Origin of the sequence: Kribbella yunnanensis (assembly GCF_039529655.1) — a bacterium.
Lineage (GTDB): Bacteria > Actinomycetota > Actinomycetes > Propionibacteriales > Kribbellaceae > Kribbella > Kribbella yunnanensis.
The window spans coordinates 145,570-159,585 of record NZ_BAAANF010000025.1 but is presented as its reverse complement, the minus strand read 5'-3'; the positions used below and the strand labels follow the sequence as shown (position 1 = coordinate 159,585).

Annotated in this window: 15 protein-coding genes; 6 read left to right on the top strand and 9 right to left on the bottom strand. The window is 67.5% G+C overall.

The features are described 5' to 3' along the window. Positions 1-91 precede the first annotated feature (91 nt). The 5 genes from ABD231_RS36805 to ABD231_RS36785 all read right to left on the bottom strand — a co-directional run bounded on the left by ABD231_RS36805 (position 92) and on the right by ABD231_RS36785 (position 5,161). Positions 92-757, bottom strand: a complete 666-nt coding sequence (locus ABD231_RS36805; protein WP_344163158.1) for a pirin family protein — start codon at positions 755-757, stop codon at positions 92-94. Between the two features lie 35 nt (positions 758-792). Then, positions 793-1,299, bottom strand: a complete 507-nt coding sequence (locus tag ABD231_RS36800; protein ID WP_344163155.1) for a DinB family protein — start codon at positions 1,297-1,299, stop codon at positions 793-795. An 83-nt stretch (positions 1,300-1,382) separates the two neighbouring features. After that, positions 1,383-2,780, bottom strand: coding sequence for a S1C family serine protease (locus ABD231_RS36795; RefSeq protein ID WP_344163153.1), 1,398 nt, complete (start codon positions 2,778-2,780; stop codon positions 1,383-1,385). Between the two features lie 105 nt (positions 2,781-2,885). Next, positions 2,886-4,472 carry a sensor histidine kinase gene (locus tag ABD231_RS36790; RefSeq protein ID WP_344163150.1) on the bottom strand — a complete coding sequence of 529 codons (1,587 nt, stop codon included), beginning with the start codon at positions 4,470-4,472 and terminating at the stop codon, positions 2,886-2,888. Next, positions 4,469-5,161 carry a response regulator transcription factor gene (locus ABD231_RS36785; RefSeq protein WP_344163147.1) on the bottom strand — a complete coding sequence of 231 codons (693 nt, stop codon included), beginning with the start codon at positions 5,159-5,161 and terminating at the stop codon, positions 4,469-4,471. Before ABD231_RS36785 ends, ABD231_RS36790 begins: the two co-directional genes overlap by 4 nt. A 125-nt stretch (positions 5,162-5,286) precedes the next feature. Here ABD231_RS36785 and ABD231_RS36780 point away from each other — a divergent pair, with 125 nt between their 5' ends. After that, positions 5,287-6,285 (top strand): acetamidase/formamidase family protein, encoded by a 999-nt coding sequence (locus ABD231_RS36780; RefSeq protein WP_344163144.1) that lies wholly within the window; start codon positions 5,287-5,289, stop codon positions 6,283-6,285. Here the strand turns inward: ABD231_RS36780 and ABD231_RS36775 are convergent. Next, positions 6,282-7,256 carry a TIGR03560 family F420-dependent LLM class oxidoreductase gene (locus ABD231_RS36775; protein WP_344163141.1) on the bottom strand — a complete coding sequence of 325 codons (975 nt, stop codon included), beginning with the start codon at positions 7,254-7,256 and terminating at the stop codon, positions 6,282-6,284. The two genes, ABD231_RS36780 and ABD231_RS36775, sit on opposite strands and share 4 nt — an antisense overlap. Next, complete coding sequence (locus ABD231_RS36770) at positions 7,253-8,128, bottom strand: DMT family transporter (RefSeq protein ID WP_344163138.1); 876 nt, start codon at positions 8,126-8,128, stop codon at positions 7,253-7,255. Before ABD231_RS36770 ends, ABD231_RS36775 begins: the two co-directional genes overlap by 4 nt. A gap of 62 nt (positions 8,129-8,190) precedes the next feature. Here ABD231_RS36770 and ABD231_RS36765 point away from each other — a divergent pair, with 62 nt between their 5' ends. From ABD231_RS36765 to ABD231_RS36755, 3 genes are all read left to right on the top strand, one after another. Next, the gene (locus tag ABD231_RS36765; protein WP_344163134.1) at positions 8,191-8,682 is read left to right on the top strand and encodes an Lrp/AsnC family transcriptional regulator; all 492 of its coding nucleotides are present in this window, start codon (positions 8,191-8,193) and stop codon (positions 8,680-8,682) included. A 67-nt stretch (positions 8,683-8,749) separates the two neighbouring features. Continuing rightward, entirely contained in the window at positions 8,750-9,814 is a 1,065-nt protein-coding gene (locus ABD231_RS36760; protein ID WP_344163131.1) for a hypothetical protein, read from the top strand. A gap of 60 nt (positions 9,815-9,874) precedes the next feature. Then, positions 9,875-11,086 carry a pyrophosphate--fructose-6-phosphate 1-phosphotransferase gene (locus tag ABD231_RS36755; protein WP_344163128.1) on the top strand — a complete coding sequence of 404 codons (1,212 nt, stop codon included), beginning with the start codon at positions 9,875-9,877 and terminating at the stop codon, positions 11,084-11,086. Positions 11,087-11,276: 190 nt separating this feature from the next. Here ABD231_RS36755 and ABD231_RS36750 read toward each other — a convergent pair whose 3' ends face one another. Further along, positions 11,277-11,699: a low molecular weight protein-tyrosine-phosphatase gene (locus ABD231_RS36750; RefSeq protein WP_344163125.1), complete on the bottom strand. Its 423-nt coding sequence runs from the start codon at positions 11,697-11,699 to the stop codon at positions 11,277-11,279. A 14-nt stretch (positions 11,700-11,713) separates the two neighbouring features. Further along, on the bottom strand, positions 11,714-12,100 hold the full coding sequence (locus ABD231_RS36745; RefSeq protein ID WP_344163122.1) for a phage holin family protein: 387 nt from the start codon (positions 12,098-12,100) through the stop codon (positions 11,714-11,716). 102 nt (positions 12,101-12,202) lie between these two features. On the opposite strand from ABD231_RS36745, the gene ABD231_RS36740 reads away from it, so the two are divergent. Then, positions 12,203-13,318, top strand: a complete 1,116-nt coding sequence (locus ABD231_RS36740) for a glycoside hydrolase family 183 protein (RefSeq protein WP_344163119.1) — start codon at positions 12,203-12,205, stop codon at positions 13,316-13,318. Continuing rightward, on the top strand, positions 13,315-14,010 hold the full coding sequence (locus tag ABD231_RS36735; protein WP_344163116.1) for a FadR/GntR family transcriptional regulator: 696 nt from the start codon (positions 13,315-13,317) through the stop codon (positions 14,008-14,010). The genes ABD231_RS36740 and ABD231_RS36735 overlap by 4 nt, the downstream gene beginning before the upstream one ends. The last annotated feature ends 6 nt before the right edge of the window (positions 14,011-14,016 follow it).

The following is a 14,016-nucleotide window of genomic DNA, read 5'->3' as shown; positions in this document are numbered from 1 at the left end:
GTGTGCGGAGACGGTCGGGGAGCCTCCTGTGCGCTCGCCGGGCTGACGAGGCGCGCCTCCGACACACCGGTTGCCACGAGCAGAAGAACCGCTAGTACATCTCCCACACGAGTACTTCGGCGCCGGCGGGACCCGCGGTGAGGCGGCGGCCGCCTGAGTCGGTTAGGCGGGCTGTGTCCGCTGTGGCGAGGTCGACGTTTTCGAGGGTTGCTGTTCCGTCGGCTATGAACACGTGGAGGTGTGGGGCTTCCGGCAGTTGGACGTGTTGTGCGGGTGCCAGGCGGGCTACCGAGAGGCCGGCGGATTGTTGGTGTAGGGGGATCGCTGTGCTGGTGGCGTGGTGGGGGAGGCCGGAGACGACTGGGGTTAGTTCGCCGGTGGTTAGGTCGATGGGCGACTGGGCGTAGGACGGGGGGAGGTCTAGCTGGTCGGGGCGGACCCACATCTGGACGTAGTGGACTGAGTCGGGGCCGTCGTTCCATTCGGAGTGTTGGATGCCGGAGCCGGCGGTCATTCGTTGGACCAGGCCTGGGTGGACGACGCCGTGGCGGCCGAGGGAATCTCGGTGGGCCAGGGCTCCTCGTAGTACCCAGGTGACGATCTCGAGGTCCTGGTGGGGGTGGGTGTCGAAGCCGGTGCCGGGCGCGACGATGTCGTCGTTGTGGGCTACCAGGAAGCCGAAGCCGATGTTGGCCGGGTCGTAGAAGGGGCCGAAGGAGAACGAATGTCGTGACTCCAGCCAGTCGGACGAGGTCACGAAGCGATCGTTTGCCCGGCGGATGTCCATGGGTACTAGTAATACCCGGTTCGGCCGTCGGCGAGTTCGCGCATTGCGTCCAGGTGGCCGACGTGGCGGGCGGTCTCTTCGACCATGTGGATGACGATCCAGCGCAGGCTCGGCTGGAACTCCGGGTCCTGCGCGATGTCGTCGAGGCTGTGGGCGGCGACGATCTCGTTCGAGCGGGCCCATTGGGCGTCGTACTGGTCGAGGAGCTCAGAGAGCGGTACGCCGGGGACCAGCATCTCGGCGTTTTCGACATCTTTGCGGAACGCCGGGTTCTGGTCGCGAGGAACGTTCAGATAGATCACCTCGAACCACAGGTGTTCGACCCAGCGCATGTGTGAGACGAGGCCGGCCGGGGTCATCAACGGCGACTCGGGCAGTAGTGCGCGGTGCTCGTCCGAAGGGCGTAGGCCTTCGAGTTTGTGGCGGACCAGGACGCGCTGCAGGTCGAGCCAGCCGATCAGCTGGGTTCGTTCGTCGGCCACGATCGGCGGGCGGGCCTCGTAGAGATTCATGGCAGGAACCCAACCACAGAACCCGACCACACCAACGGACTCCGGCCGCTCGGTGGGCGGCCGGAGTCCTGACGTGGGGTGTGTCAGCCGGTCGGCTTGCCGTCGTCGGAGCCGAGGGTGGCGGTGACGTCCTGGGATTTGCCGGCCCGGGTGATGGTGACCTTGACCTGATCGCCGGGGCGGTGCGAGCGAACTGCGGCGACCAACGCGTCCCCTGACGCGATCGCCTTACCGTCCACAGCGGTCACCACATCGCCCGCTTGCAGACCGGCTTTGTTCCCCGCACCGCCCGGCGTGACCTCGCGGAGGGTTGCTCCGTTCACGAGCCCGTCGGAAGACTGCGCGTCGCCGACCGACACTCCGAGCCGCGCATGCGTGGCCTTGCCCTTGGCCACCAGCTCGTCGATGATCGGCTTGGCCTGGTCGATCGGGATTGCGAACCCCAGGCCGATGTTCCCGCCGGCGGATTGTCCCGATCCGCCCGCGGTTTTGATCGCGCTGTTGATACCGACCACCTGGCCCGCGAGGTCGATCAGAGCGCCGCCGGAGTTGCCCGGATTGATGGCGGCGTCCGTCTGGATGGCTGGGAAGACCGTGGTACTGCTCTGCTCCTCGTCGCCCGAGGTGACCGGGCGGTTGAGCGCCGAGACGATCCCACTCGTCACGGTGGACTGGAGGCCGAACGGCGAACCGATCGCGACCACGCCCTGGCCGACGGCGAGTTTGCCGCTGGAGCCGAGAGTCGCGGGCGTCAGATCGGTGGCGTCGGCGTGGATCACGGCGAGGTCGGTCAGGGGGTCGAGACCCTTGACCGTGGCCGGGACCGTGCGGCCGTCGTTCAGGATCACGGTGAGCTTGGCGCCCTGCCCGGCGGCGCCGGCCACCACGTGGTTGTTGGTGACGATCAGGCCGTCCTTGCTGATCACGATGCCCGAACCGGTCGCCGCGCCCTGCTGGGTGGCGACCGCGATCTTCACCACGCTGCCGAGCACCTTGGCCGCCGCGTTCTGCACCGAGCCGTCCGGTGCCGAGGCCGGTGCGGCCTGGTTACCGTTCAGCGGTGCGGTCACCGAGGGGCTTGCGTTGGTGTCGTTCGTGGCCGAATACACCGCGGCGGCGCCCACGCCACCGGCCGCCCCGACCAGTAGCGCGGTCGCGGCCACGATTGCCAGGCCCATCCGCTTCGGCTTGCCCGGTGTGGGAGCCACCGGCTGCTGCTGCGGACCGAAGGGCCAGTTCGGGCCGGGAGACGCCCCCTGATGCGTCCCCGGCGCGGCGAACTGCGGGTAAGCACTCCCACCTGAGGGGTGCTGCCCCGGCTGACCCAGCTGCTGCTGTCCACCCTGCGGAGCGAAATGCTGTTGCTGATGTTGCCCAAGGCTCGAATACCCAGGCATCGGCAACTGCTGCATACGCTCCGGCGGGTTGGAGCCGAAGGGGGCGGGCCCACTCTGCGGCTCGGGCGGCTGGTTGTCGGTCATGACGAGTACTTTGGCTGCCGGACCTGAGAACCCCCTGAAGATCCCGTCAGAGCTCCCGAAGAACTCTGTGAAGATCCTCTGAAGGCACCCAGCAAACTCCCAGCTTCAGCGCGTCTGGGTGGCGGCGTGGGGGAGCCAGAGGGTGAATTGGGCGCCGGCGCCTGGGGCGTTGCGGGCGTAGATCATGCCGCCGTGTTGTTCGGCAGCGTGTTTGACGATGGCCAGGCCTAGGCCGGAGCCTGGGCGGCTGCGGGCTTCGCTTGAGCGGTAGAAACGCTCGAATACATGCGGTAGGTCCGCGTCTGCGATTCCTGGGCCGGAGTCTGTGACAGTCAGTACGCCGTCCTGCAGGCGCACGGTGACCAGGCCGACGATGCGGCCGTCGGTGGGTGCGTCCTCGGGGACGGAGTACTTCGCGGCGTTGTCCAGCAGGTTGGTGACCGCTCGACCTAGTAGCCGCTCGTCGCCCCACACCGGGAACGGCTCGATGCTGACATCCCACTCCAGGTTCGGAGCACGTCGCCGTACCTTGATGAGGGCGTCTTCGACGACGTTGGACAGCTCGATGAGCTCGGCGTTGCGGATCTGCGGGGTGTCGCGGGCGAGCTCGGTCAGGTCGCCGATCAGGTTGGTCAGCTCGTCCATCTGAGCCCGTACGTCGTCCAGCAGTTGCTGGCGGTCTTCCGGGCGCAGCCCGCCGCGCTTGTCGGCCTGAGCGAGCAGATCGAGGTTCGTCCGGATGCTCGTCAGCGGGGTCCGCAGTTCGTGTCCAGCATCACCGATCAGCCGGCGTTGGCGATCCTGAGAGCGCGCCAACGCGGCCAGCATGGAGTTGAACGACACCGCCAGCCGGGAGATCTCGTCCGACCCGTCGACGGGGATTGGCCGCAGCTCCGCCGTCCGCGCAACGTGCTCCGCCGCACCCGACAACCGCGCCAGCGGCCGGAGGCCGGAGACGGCGATCGCGTTGCCTGCGATGGCTGCGCCGATGACGCCGAGCAGCCCGACCGCCCACAACACGATGCCCATGTTGTGCAGCGTGTGGTCGATCGGCTTCAGCGACTGCGCTACCACCAGCGCAGCGGGCTCCCAGACCCCCGGCCCGTCGGGTTCACACTCGTCCCGGATGGTCTCCTGCGGGCAGAACTGCGCTGGTACGGCGACGACGCGGTAATGCTGGCCCGTCGCCGCGTCCCCGACAGTCCGCTGCGTGATCTGGTTCTGGCTCTGAGCCACCTCGAGCTCCGGCTCCTCCATCGGAGGAAGCGGGCTCTTCGTGCTGCCGATCCGCTGGCCGTCGGCGGTGTAGACCCCGAGCAGTGTGTCGCTGAGACCGAGCGCCTCGGGTGGGATCCCCTCCAAGGCGACCTGCTGGGTGAGGACGCGCCGCTTGGCGACCTGGCTGGCGCGATCGGTAAGGCTGTCGTCGAGGTTCTGGTACATCTGCTGCCGGACCGTCAGGTACGCAGCGACACTCACGAAAGCGACCGCCAGACCCACCGCGACCGCGGCGAGTAGCGTCACTCGCGAGTGCAGGCTCAGCTTGTGCAGCTTCTCCTGCCACCAGCTCTGGGTGTTCGCGACCATCCGCCGCCCGTTGCCGTTGGCAACAGGTCGTGGCTGGGCTTCCGGCCGTGGTTGGGGTTGCGGTGCGCGGCGGGCGTACGAGGGGAAGTTGTCGGGACCGCTCACGGTGGCGTGTCCCGCAGTACGTAGCCGATGCCGCGGACGGTGTGGATCAGTCGCGGCAGATCGTTGACCTCGGTCTTGCGGCGCAGGTAGCCGATGTAGACCTCGAGCGAGTTCGCGGTGGTCGGGAAGTCGTAGCCCCAGACCGCGTCCAGGATGACGGCGCGTTCGAGCACCCGGCGCGGGTTTCGGATCAGCAGCTCGAGCAGCGAGAACTCGGTGCGCGTCAACTGGATCGGTACGTCGCCACGGTGCACCTCGTGCGCGTCCACATCGACCACGAGGTCGGCGTACTGCAGGACCTCCCCGCGCGGGCCGCCCTCGCCAGGGGTGCTGCTGCGGCGCAGCAGGGCGCGCAGGCGGGCCAGGAGCTCCTCGAGCGCGAAGGGCTTGGTGAGGTAGTCGTCGCCGCCGGCGTCCAGGCCGTCCACCCGGTCTGCAACCGCGTCCCGCGCGGTCAGCACCAGGATCGGCACGTTGTTGCCGGCGGCCCGCAGCGCCTTGGTGGTCTCCAGACCGTCCAGCCGCGGCATCATCACGTCCATCACCACGACGTCGGGATCGACATTCCCGATCACGGCCAGCGCCTCGGCGCCGTCGGCGGCGGTGACGACCTCGAAGTCGTTGAACTCCAGCGAACGGCGCAGCGAGTCCCGGACCGCCCGGTCGTCGTCCACCACCAGTACCCGCATATCGCTCCCCGCTCGAGGTCAAGTGGGCGGTCCAGCGCAGACCACCGCGGATCCGAGCGTAGGCGGTCCGCTTGAGAAACGCCTGAGAACCCGCTGATCACTCGCTCAAGAGTAGGTTTGGGCGGGTGGATGTCCTCGAGTTCAGCCCCGAGCCCAACGACTACACCTGGACCTTCGGCGGTGCCGCGCCGCTGCATCGGGTCAAACCCGGTACGGCGTTGCGGTTGTGGACCGAGGATGCGTTCTGCGGGCGCCTGCGGAGTACTGCGGATCTGGCTAGCGCGAGTCTGACCATGCCGTTCGTGAATCCGCAGACCGGACCGTTCTACGTCGAAGGCGCCGAGCCGGGCGACACCCTGGTACTCCACTTCGTCGAGCTGACCCCGGCCCGCAGTTGGGGCGCCTCCGCGACCATCCCGTTCTTCGGTGGGCTGACCAGTACCGACCGGACCGCGACGCTGCAGGACCCGCTGCCGGAGCGCACCTGGATCTACGAGGTGGACACCGCTCGACAGACGGTCGGGTTCCAGGCGCAGGGCAGCGAGCTGGAGCTGGCGCTGCCGATCAACACGATGCTCGGCACGGTCGGCGTCGCCCCGGCCGCTGGCGAGGTCCGGTCATCGCTGGTCCCGGATGTGTTCGGCGGCAACATGGACACCCCCGAGATGAAGGCTGGCGCGACCTGCTTTCTCCGGGTCAACGTCGAGGGCGCGCTGTTTTCGGTCGGTGACGGCCATTACCGCCAGGGCGAGGGCGAGTCCTGCGGTACGGCGGTCGAGGGCGCGATGAACGTCGTACTGATCGTGGAACTCCTCAAGACGCCCGGACCGGCCTGGCCGCGGATCGAGAATGACGACTACCTGGCCGTGGTCGGATCCAGCCGCCCGCTCGAGGATGCGTGGCGGGCTGGTCAGGTCGACATGGTCGGCTGGCTCAGCGAGCTGCACGGGCTCGACAAACTCGACGCGTACCAGTTGCTGAGCCAGATCAGCGAGGTCCCGTTGGCCAATGTGGTGGACGCCAACTACAGCGTGGTCACCAAGGTCCCGAAGCGGCTTCTTCCGCAAGTCGATGCCTACAGCAACATTCACGCTCACCTGCGTGAGCTCGCCGCAACTCTCTAGCCGAAGGCCGGTACGACGTCTGCTGCGAATCGCTCGAGTGGTTCGTGGTCGTACGCGACGCCGGGGATGTAGACGACGACGTACTGGATCCCGGCCTCCTGCAGTTGCTCGAGCTGAGCCCGGATCTGCGCTGGGGAAGCGATCGTGGCCGGTCCGGCGGAGCCGCCGCCTCCGCCGTTCGCCAGGAACTCGTCGACGGTGTAGCGACCGCGGGCCTTCGCGCTCGCGGTGACCGGATCGGCTCCAGCGGCGAGCGGGAACAGGTTCAGGCTGGTCGACTTCACGATCTCGTCGTAGTCGCGGCCGACGGTTTCGCAATGCGCTCGCAGGATGGAGAGTTTGCGTTTGATGATGTCGACCTGGCCGGTGCCGAAGTTGCAGGCGTGGCCGTACTGCGCGACCAGGCGGAGCGTGACCTGCTCGCCACCGCCGCCGATCCACAGCGGTGGTTTGCGGCGCGGTTCGACGATCGGCTTGTCGACCGAGTGGTACTTGCCCTGGAAGACGACGTCATTCTCGGTCCACAGCCTGTGGATGAGTTCGACGGATTCGGCGAACGAACCCATCCGGTCCTTGAGCGAGGTCCACGGGTAGCCGTAGGCCTTCCACTCGTGTTCCGACCAGCCTGCGCCGAGGCCGGCGTACAGGCGTCCGTGGCTGGCGACGTCCACGGTGGAGGCGATCTTGGCGTACAGGGCGGGGTTGCGGTAACCGTTGCAGCCGACCATTTGGCCGATGTTCACCCGGGTGGTGTCGCGAGCGAGGGCGGCGGTGGCTGTCCAGGCCTCGAAGACTGTCTCGCGGGCTGGTTCGGGGACGGTGTGGAGGTGGTCGAACAGCCAGATCGAGTCCCAGGGGCCGGCGTCGGCGGCTCGGGCGACGGCGGTCATCGCCTCCCACTGCTCGACCGGGTCATCGAAATCGACCAGATCCATCCGCCAGCCTTGGGGAACGAATACTCCGAACTTCATCGGCCACTCCTTCGGGAGATTGCTACTCCGGTGAGGCAGAGGGCGCCGCCGGCCAGGGTGAGGAGGGCCGGGGTCTCGCCGAGGAAGAGCCAGCCGAGCGCGATGGCGACGACGGGGACGGCGTAGACGGTGACGCCCATCTTTCCGGCGGTGGTACGGCGGAGTGCGAACGCCCAGGTGGTGAAGCCGAGGGCGGTGGGGAAGGCGGCGAGGTAGACGGCCCACCAGATCGCGCCTGCGCTCGCGGTGCGGAGTTCGTCGATCAGGGTGGGGGCGAACGGGAGGCACGCGACTGCGCCGACAGTGCAGGCGAGCCAGGTCACTTCGGCGGCGGGGAGCCTGCTCAGCAACGGCTTCTGGGTGACGACACCGACGGCGTACGCGATGGCGGCGACGATGCACAGGACCACGCCCCAGGTTTCCGCGTGGCCGGTCGAGGTCGACGTACCGATCACGATGATGCCGGCGAACGCGACCAGGCCGCCGATGACGAGTCGGCGCGGGAACCCTTCGCCGAGGGTGAGGCCGGCGAGTACGGCGATCAGGAGCGGCGCGATGTGGACGAGCATGGCCGCGGTACCGGCGTCGAGACGGCGCTCGGCTTCGTTGAGGGCGATGTTGTAGACGCCGAACCAGAGCAGACCGCAGGCGAGGAGTTGCGGCCAATCACGCTTGGCCGGCCAGCGGCGTACCGAGGGCTCTTGGCGGGGGCGCGCGAAGAGCATGACGCCGAGCAGGAGACTGCCGAGGCCGAGGCGGGCCAGTGACAAGGCGCCGGCGGAGAACTCGGTGCCGAGGTGGCGGATCGCGACGAACGACGAGGCCCAGAGGACCACGGTGATGGCTGCTGCGGTGGTTGCTTGCTTACTCACCCGATTACCCTAGGAAGGTCGCTCGTGGTTTCCCATGGCGATCTGAAACCTGGAAGGTGCTGATGGTTGCCGGAACGAATGTCGAAGGCGGGCAATACCTTCAAACCGAAAAGCCGGTGCTGGATGAGCTGAATCTGCGGCTGCTGCGGGAGCTCTCGGCGGATCCTCGGTTGCGGACGACCGAGCTGGCGCGGCGGCTCGGGGTCTCGGCGCCGACGGTGCGCGAGCGGGTCACCCGGCTGGAGGAGTCGGGGGTGATCCGCGGGTATCGGCTCGAGGTGGATCCCGGTGCGTTCGGTCTGCCGGTGGCGGCGTGGGTGCGGCTGGCGCCCGGACCGGGGCAGATCCCGAAGATCATCGACCTGGCCGCGCGGACGCCGGAGGTGGTCGAGTGCCATCGGATCTCGGGTGAGGACTGCTTCCTGATGCGGGTTCAGGTGGCCGCGATCGCGGGGCTCGAGGATGTGCTGGACAAGTTCCTGGTGCATGGGCGGACGACGAGCTCGTTCGTCGTGTCCACGCCGGTGCCGCCGCGGTCGGTGCCACTCGGCTGACTTTCGTCGGCGCGCCGGATGCTTTGGAACGACGTACCGGTCCGGTCGCGCTCGGTAGCGTCCTTTCATGAGACGCGTTGCACCGGCGATCGGGTTGTTCCTGCTGGCGCCGTTCGTCGGGGAGTTCCTGCTCGGGAACCTGCGGCTGGATGAGCTGGGGATCGGTCTGATCCTTGCCCCGATGTACGGCGCTGGTGCGCTGCTGATCCGCGAGGTCGCGCGCCGTACCGGGCGTGGCTGGCCGACCATGGTGCTGCTGGCGATCGCCTACGCGATGATGGAGGAAGGCCCGATCGACCAGCTCCTCTGGAACGACTCGTACGCCGGGCACGACCTTCTGCACGGTGATTCGTACATTCCTGCGTTGGGCATGAGCGTCGAGTTGACGGTCGCGATCATCGCGCTGCACACGGTGTGGAGCATCTGCGTGCCGATCGCGTTGGTCGAAACCATCACCAGCCGCCGTACGACGCCGTGGCTCCACACACCGGGTTTCGTCGTCGTGGCGCTCGTGTACGTGGTTGGCGCCGTACTGGTCTTCCTGGGCAACTACTCCGAAGAACACTTCCTAGCCAGCCCGTGGCAGATAGGTGGTGTCGCCCTGGTGATCGCCGCCCTGGTCGTCGCAGCCTTCCGCCCAGGCCCAGCGGGTCCGGCTGCGCCGGCCAACAGGATGGGAGAGAGCGAGTCGCGAGCGGGTGCGGGTGGGGTGGTGGGGGAGGAGTTGGCTGAGCGCACAGGGCTGGCGGGGCCGGCTGGCTCCACGGGACGTGCGCCTGCGCCTTGGGTGGTGGGGGCCTTTGGGCTGGTGGCTACTAGTGCTTATTGGGGGCCGTCGACGTTGGTGACTGCTGGCTGGTACGAGTGGGTGAACGTGGTGACCTTTTGTGTGGTTGCAGGGGTGGGGGTTTTGGTGGTTCGGCGGTGGGCTGGGTTGGTGGGGTGGGGGCAGGGGCAGGTGTTCGGGTTGGCGGCGGGGGCGACGCTTACTTATGTGTGGACGGCGTTTCCCACGGTGCCGGAGAGTGGGGGATCGGCGGTGGGGGATCTGGTGGGGAACGTGGTGTTCGGGGGGATTGCGTTGGTGGTTCTGGGGGTGGGTGTCCGGAAGGTGGGCACCGACCACCGCTGAAGGTGGTCTGCATCACTACGCTGTTGGTGACTTCAGCGACCTTCGGAAGGACCCTGACCCATGGCTGCCGACAAGTCTGTCCGCAGAGTTGCCCTGCTCACGGCCGGTGGCCTTGCGCCGTGCCTGTCGTCCGCCGTCGGCGGGCTGATCGAGCGCTACACGGAAGTGGCGCCCGACGTGGAGATCATCGGGTACCTGAACGGGTACCACGGCCTGCTCAGCGGGCGGCATGTCGTCGTCACGCCTGAGGTGCGGGAGAAGGCGGGGTTGCTGCACAAGTTCGGTGGTAGCCCGATCGGGAACAGCCGGGTGAAGCTGACCAACACCGCGGACCTGGTGAAGCGTGGGTTGATCGCCGAAGGCCAGAACGCGCTGCAGGTGGCTGCGGAACGCCTGGTGGCGGACGGTGTCGACGTACTGCACACCATCGGTGGTGACGACACCAACACGACCGCTGCGGACCTGGCGGCGTACCTGCAGGAGCACGACTACGACCTGACCGTGGTCGGGCTGCCGAAGACGATCGACAACGACGTGATCCCGATCCGGCAGAGCCTGGGTGCGTGGACCGCGGCCGAGCAGGGCGCGCTGTTCGCCCGGAACATCGTCGCCGAGCACAGCTCGAACCCGCGGATGCTGATCGTCCACGAGGTCATGGGCCGCAACTGTGGCTGGCTGACCGCGGCGACCGCGAAGGCCTACCGCGACTGGCTCGACCAGCAGGAGTGGAACCCGGGCATCGGTCTCGACGAGTCGAGCTGGGACGTGCACGCGGTATACGTGCCGGAGGCAACGATCGACCTGGACGCCGAGGCCGAGCGCCTGCGCAAGGTGATGGACGAGAACGACTGCGTGACGATCTTCCTGTCCGAAGGCGCCGGCGTCCCGTCGATCGTGGCCGAGATGGAGGCCCGCGGCGAGGAGGTCGGCCGCGACCCCTTCGGTCACGTCAAGCTGGACACGATCAACCCCGGCGCCTGGTTCGCCAAGCAGTTCGCCGAGCGCATCGGCGCCGAGAAGACGATGGTCCAGAAGAGCGGCTACTTCAGCCGCTCAGCCGCCGCCAACGACGCCGACCTCGCCCTGATCAAGCAGTGCACCGACTACGCAGTCGACGCCGCCCTCCGCGGCGAGAGCGGCGTAGTAGGCCACGATGAGGATCGCAACGACGAACTCCGCGCCATCGAGTTCCCCCGCATCGCCGGCGGCAAAGAATTCGACGCGGACGTCGAGTGGTTCACCACCCTGAAATCCACCATCGGCCAGTCCTAACCGCCCCGCCGCCACCCCTCCGCCATCTGATGGGTTGACCCACGCCGTTGTGGGTTCTGCACCCGCATGAGAGTGCAGAACCCACAATCTGCTGGGGGAACCCATGAGGTGCCGGTCGATGGGGCGCGGGCATCTGCCTTCAGTTGCTGCGGGCGTGGTCCGCGGCGAGCTGGAGGAACGCTGCCGGTGGTCAGGGGCGGAGGTAGGTGATCCAGTGGTCGGCTGCGGTTTCGATCTGGGTCAGGACTTCGTCGAAGCCGGCGTCGCTGCCGTAGTACGGGTCCGGTACGTCGGTGTCCGCGAAGAGGGAGATCGGTACGTCGACGCTCCCGCGCGCCTGGCGGGTGAGGGCGTCGAGGTGGCCGGTGTCCATGGCGAGGACGAGGTCGCGGGAGTCGAACCACGCGCGGTCGAATTCGCGGGCTCGGTGGGAGTGGCCGTCGTACCCGCGGCGGTGGAGGGCGGCGGCCGCGCGGGAGTCCATCGGGTCACCGGAGTGCCAGCCGCCGGTGCCGGAGCTGGTGACGACGACATCGTCGATGCCGGCTTCGGCGAGTTTGGCGCGCAGCACGACTTCGCCGATCGGTGACCGGCAGATGTTGCCGGTGCACACGACCTCTACGTATCTCAGCGCAGTTCCGCTTTGTCGGGCAGCACGGCGTTGATGATCATGCCGACGACGCTGATGATCAGGGCGCCGAAGAGGGCGGACCAGAAGCCGTCGACGTGGAACTGGACGTCGAGCTTGCCGGTGATCCAGGAGGTCAGCAGCAGCATCGCGGCGTTGATGACGAAGGTCAGCAGCCCGAGCGTCAGGATCAGCAACGGCAGTGACACCAGCTTCACCACCGGCTTCACGATCGCGTTCACGATGCCGAAGATCGCGGCGACGATCAGCAGTGTGAGGATCTGCTTGCCCCGGGTCGCGCCTTCCAGGGTGATCCCGCTGACGAGCCAGGCGGCGATCGCGAGGGCCACCGCGTTGGCGAGCAGCCTGATGATCATGTTCTTCATACCTCGATCCTTCCACTCCGGTCCCAGTCACACGCTCCGTACACGCCCTGACTCACCCCTGAACTCTTGACAGGCAAATGACCAAGTGATCAGATCAATTTCATGTCACGACGAAGTCTGGCCGGAGTTGTCGCGCTGTCCTTGGCAGCCGCGAGTGTCACAGCGATTGGAACAGGGCCCGCCGCAGCGACCCGGGCGGACTGCAATGCCGTGCGGACGAACTGGACTGCCCAAGCCCAGCCGCACGCGGCCCCAGAGAGCCTGCTGAACGCCTACAGCGACACGGGCAAGGGCTGGACGGGTGCCGACAGCACCTACTCAGTCGCGCTCCCGGGCGGCCGGACGGCGTGGATCTTCTCCGACACCTTCCTCGGTCCGGTCAATCCGGACGGCAGCCGCCCGCGCACGACGCCGTTCCTGAACAACTCGTTTGTGATCCAGCAGGGTCAGACGCTGAAGACAGTGACCGGCGGTACGGCGTCCAACCCGACAGCCTTGGTTCCGCCGCCGGCCAACGGGTGGTACTGGTTCGGTGCCGCACAGACGAGTGATGCGGGCCGCAAGCTCGATGTGGTCGCACTGCGGTTCGAGAAGACCGGTTCGGGCCAGTGGGACTGGCGCTGGGCCGCGAACTACCTCGCTCGCTTCGACAGCCGCACGTACAAGCTGTTGAGCCTCACTCCGCTCCCGTCCACGGCCAACGTGCAGTGGTCCGGCTGGCTGCAGCGGGACGGCGGATTCACCTACGTCTACGGCGTTGAGGACCTGGGTGCGTCGAAGTACCAGCACGTCGCCCGAGTGCGCGGCGATGACCTGACCAAGCCGTGGGAGTACTGGACCGGCAGTGGCTGGTCGGCCGACGAGACTGCGTCGGTCAGAACGCTGGAGGGCGTGGCCAACGAGCACAGCGTGACCAGATGGAGCGATGGCTACCTCCTGGTCACGCATGACACCAAGGAGCTGTTCAGCCGCCGAGTTGTCGGGTACTTCGGCTGCTCGCCGACCGGTCCGTTCGTCAAGCCGGTCGAGCTCTACCAGACCCCGGAGACGGGCGGGAACCGCATCACCTACAACTCCCACGACCATCCGGACCTGCGCTCGGGTTCCCAGCTGCTGGTGAGCTACAACGTCAACAGCCTGGTCAGTGACGAGCTGTACGACGACGTGAGCATCTACCGACCGCGGTTCGTCGGTGTGACTCTGCAGGCGGCCCGATGACTGCCGTCGTACGGCGGAGTCTCCTCGATGACCTGGCTGCGTCGATGCTGGGCCTCATCGCGGACCGGAAGCTCGCGGTCGGCGACCAGTTCGAGTCGGTGCGGTCGTTGGCCGAGCGCTTCAGAGTCGCCGTACCGACTGTGCGAGAGGCGTTGCGCCGACTGGAGGCGATCGGCGCACTCGAGCTCCGGCACGGCTCCGGCGTGTACGTCGGTCCGAACGTCGGCCGGCTCGTCCTAGCGAACCCACTGGCGCTCACACCGTCAGCTGACCGACTCGTCGAGCTCCTGCAGGCACGTGCCCTGATCGAACCGCCAGTCGCTGCACTGGCTGCCAAAGCGCGCAGTGAGGCCGCACTGGTTCAGATGGAGCAGGACCTGGAGCAGGCGGCCGAGCTGATCGCTTCTGGTGACCATGACCGGCTGGCCGAGATCAACATGGACTTCCATCGTGCACTGGCGCAGGCGTCCGGGAACGCGACTCTGGCCGAGGTGGTCGAGTCGGTGACCGTGGTGAACGTCCGCGAGCAGCTGGAGATCCTGCACATCCACGGGGACCGTGAGACCGACCTGGCCGAGCACCACGCCATCCTGGCCGCGGTCCGGGCCGGCGACGACGTACTGGCCGAGCAGTTGACCCGTGCGCATCTGGACGGCGTTCTCGCCGTCATCAACGACCGCGTGAACCCCTGACTTCTT

Excerpts from the sequence above, each read along its gene's own strand:
- ABD231_RS36800 (WP_344163155.1), bottom strand. The coding sequence starts at position 1,299 with ATGAATCTCTACGAGGCCCGCCCGCCGATCGTGGCCGACGAACGAACC.
- ABD231_RS36795 (WP_344163153.1), bottom strand. The coding sequence starts at position 2,780 with ATGACCGACAACCAGCCGCCCGAGCCGCAGAGTGGGCCCGCCCCCTTC.
- ABD231_RS36785 (WP_344163147.1), bottom strand. The coding sequence starts at position 5,161 with ATGCGGGTACTGGTGGTGGACGACGACCGGGCGGTCCGGGACTCGCTG.
- ABD231_RS36775 (WP_344163141.1), bottom strand. The coding sequence starts at position 7,256 with ATGAAGTTCGGAGTATTCGTTCCCCAAGGCTGGCGGATGGATCTGGTC.
- ABD231_RS36765 (WP_344163134.1), top strand. The coding sequence starts at position 8,191 with ATGGTTGCCGGAACGAATGTCGAAGGCGGGCAATACCTTCAAACCGAA.
- ABD231_RS36760 (WP_344163131.1), top strand. The coding sequence starts at position 8,750 with ATGAGACGCGTTGCACCGGCGATCGGGTTGTTCCTGCTGGCGCCGTTC.
- ABD231_RS36755 (WP_344163128.1), top strand. The coding sequence starts at position 9,875 with ATGGCTGCCGACAAGTCTGTCCGCAGAGTTGCCCTGCTCACGGCCGGT.
- ABD231_RS36745 (WP_344163122.1), bottom strand. The coding sequence starts at position 12,100 with ATGAAGAACATGATCATCAGGCTGCTCGCCAACGCGGTGGCCCTCGCG.
- ABD231_RS36740 (WP_344163119.1), top strand. The coding sequence starts at position 12,203 with ATGTCACGACGAAGTCTGGCCGGAGTTGTCGCGCTGTCCTTGGCAGCC.
- ABD231_RS36735 (WP_344163116.1), top strand. The coding sequence starts at position 13,315 with ATGACTGCCGTCGTACGGCGGAGTCTCCTCGATGACCTGGCTGCGTCG.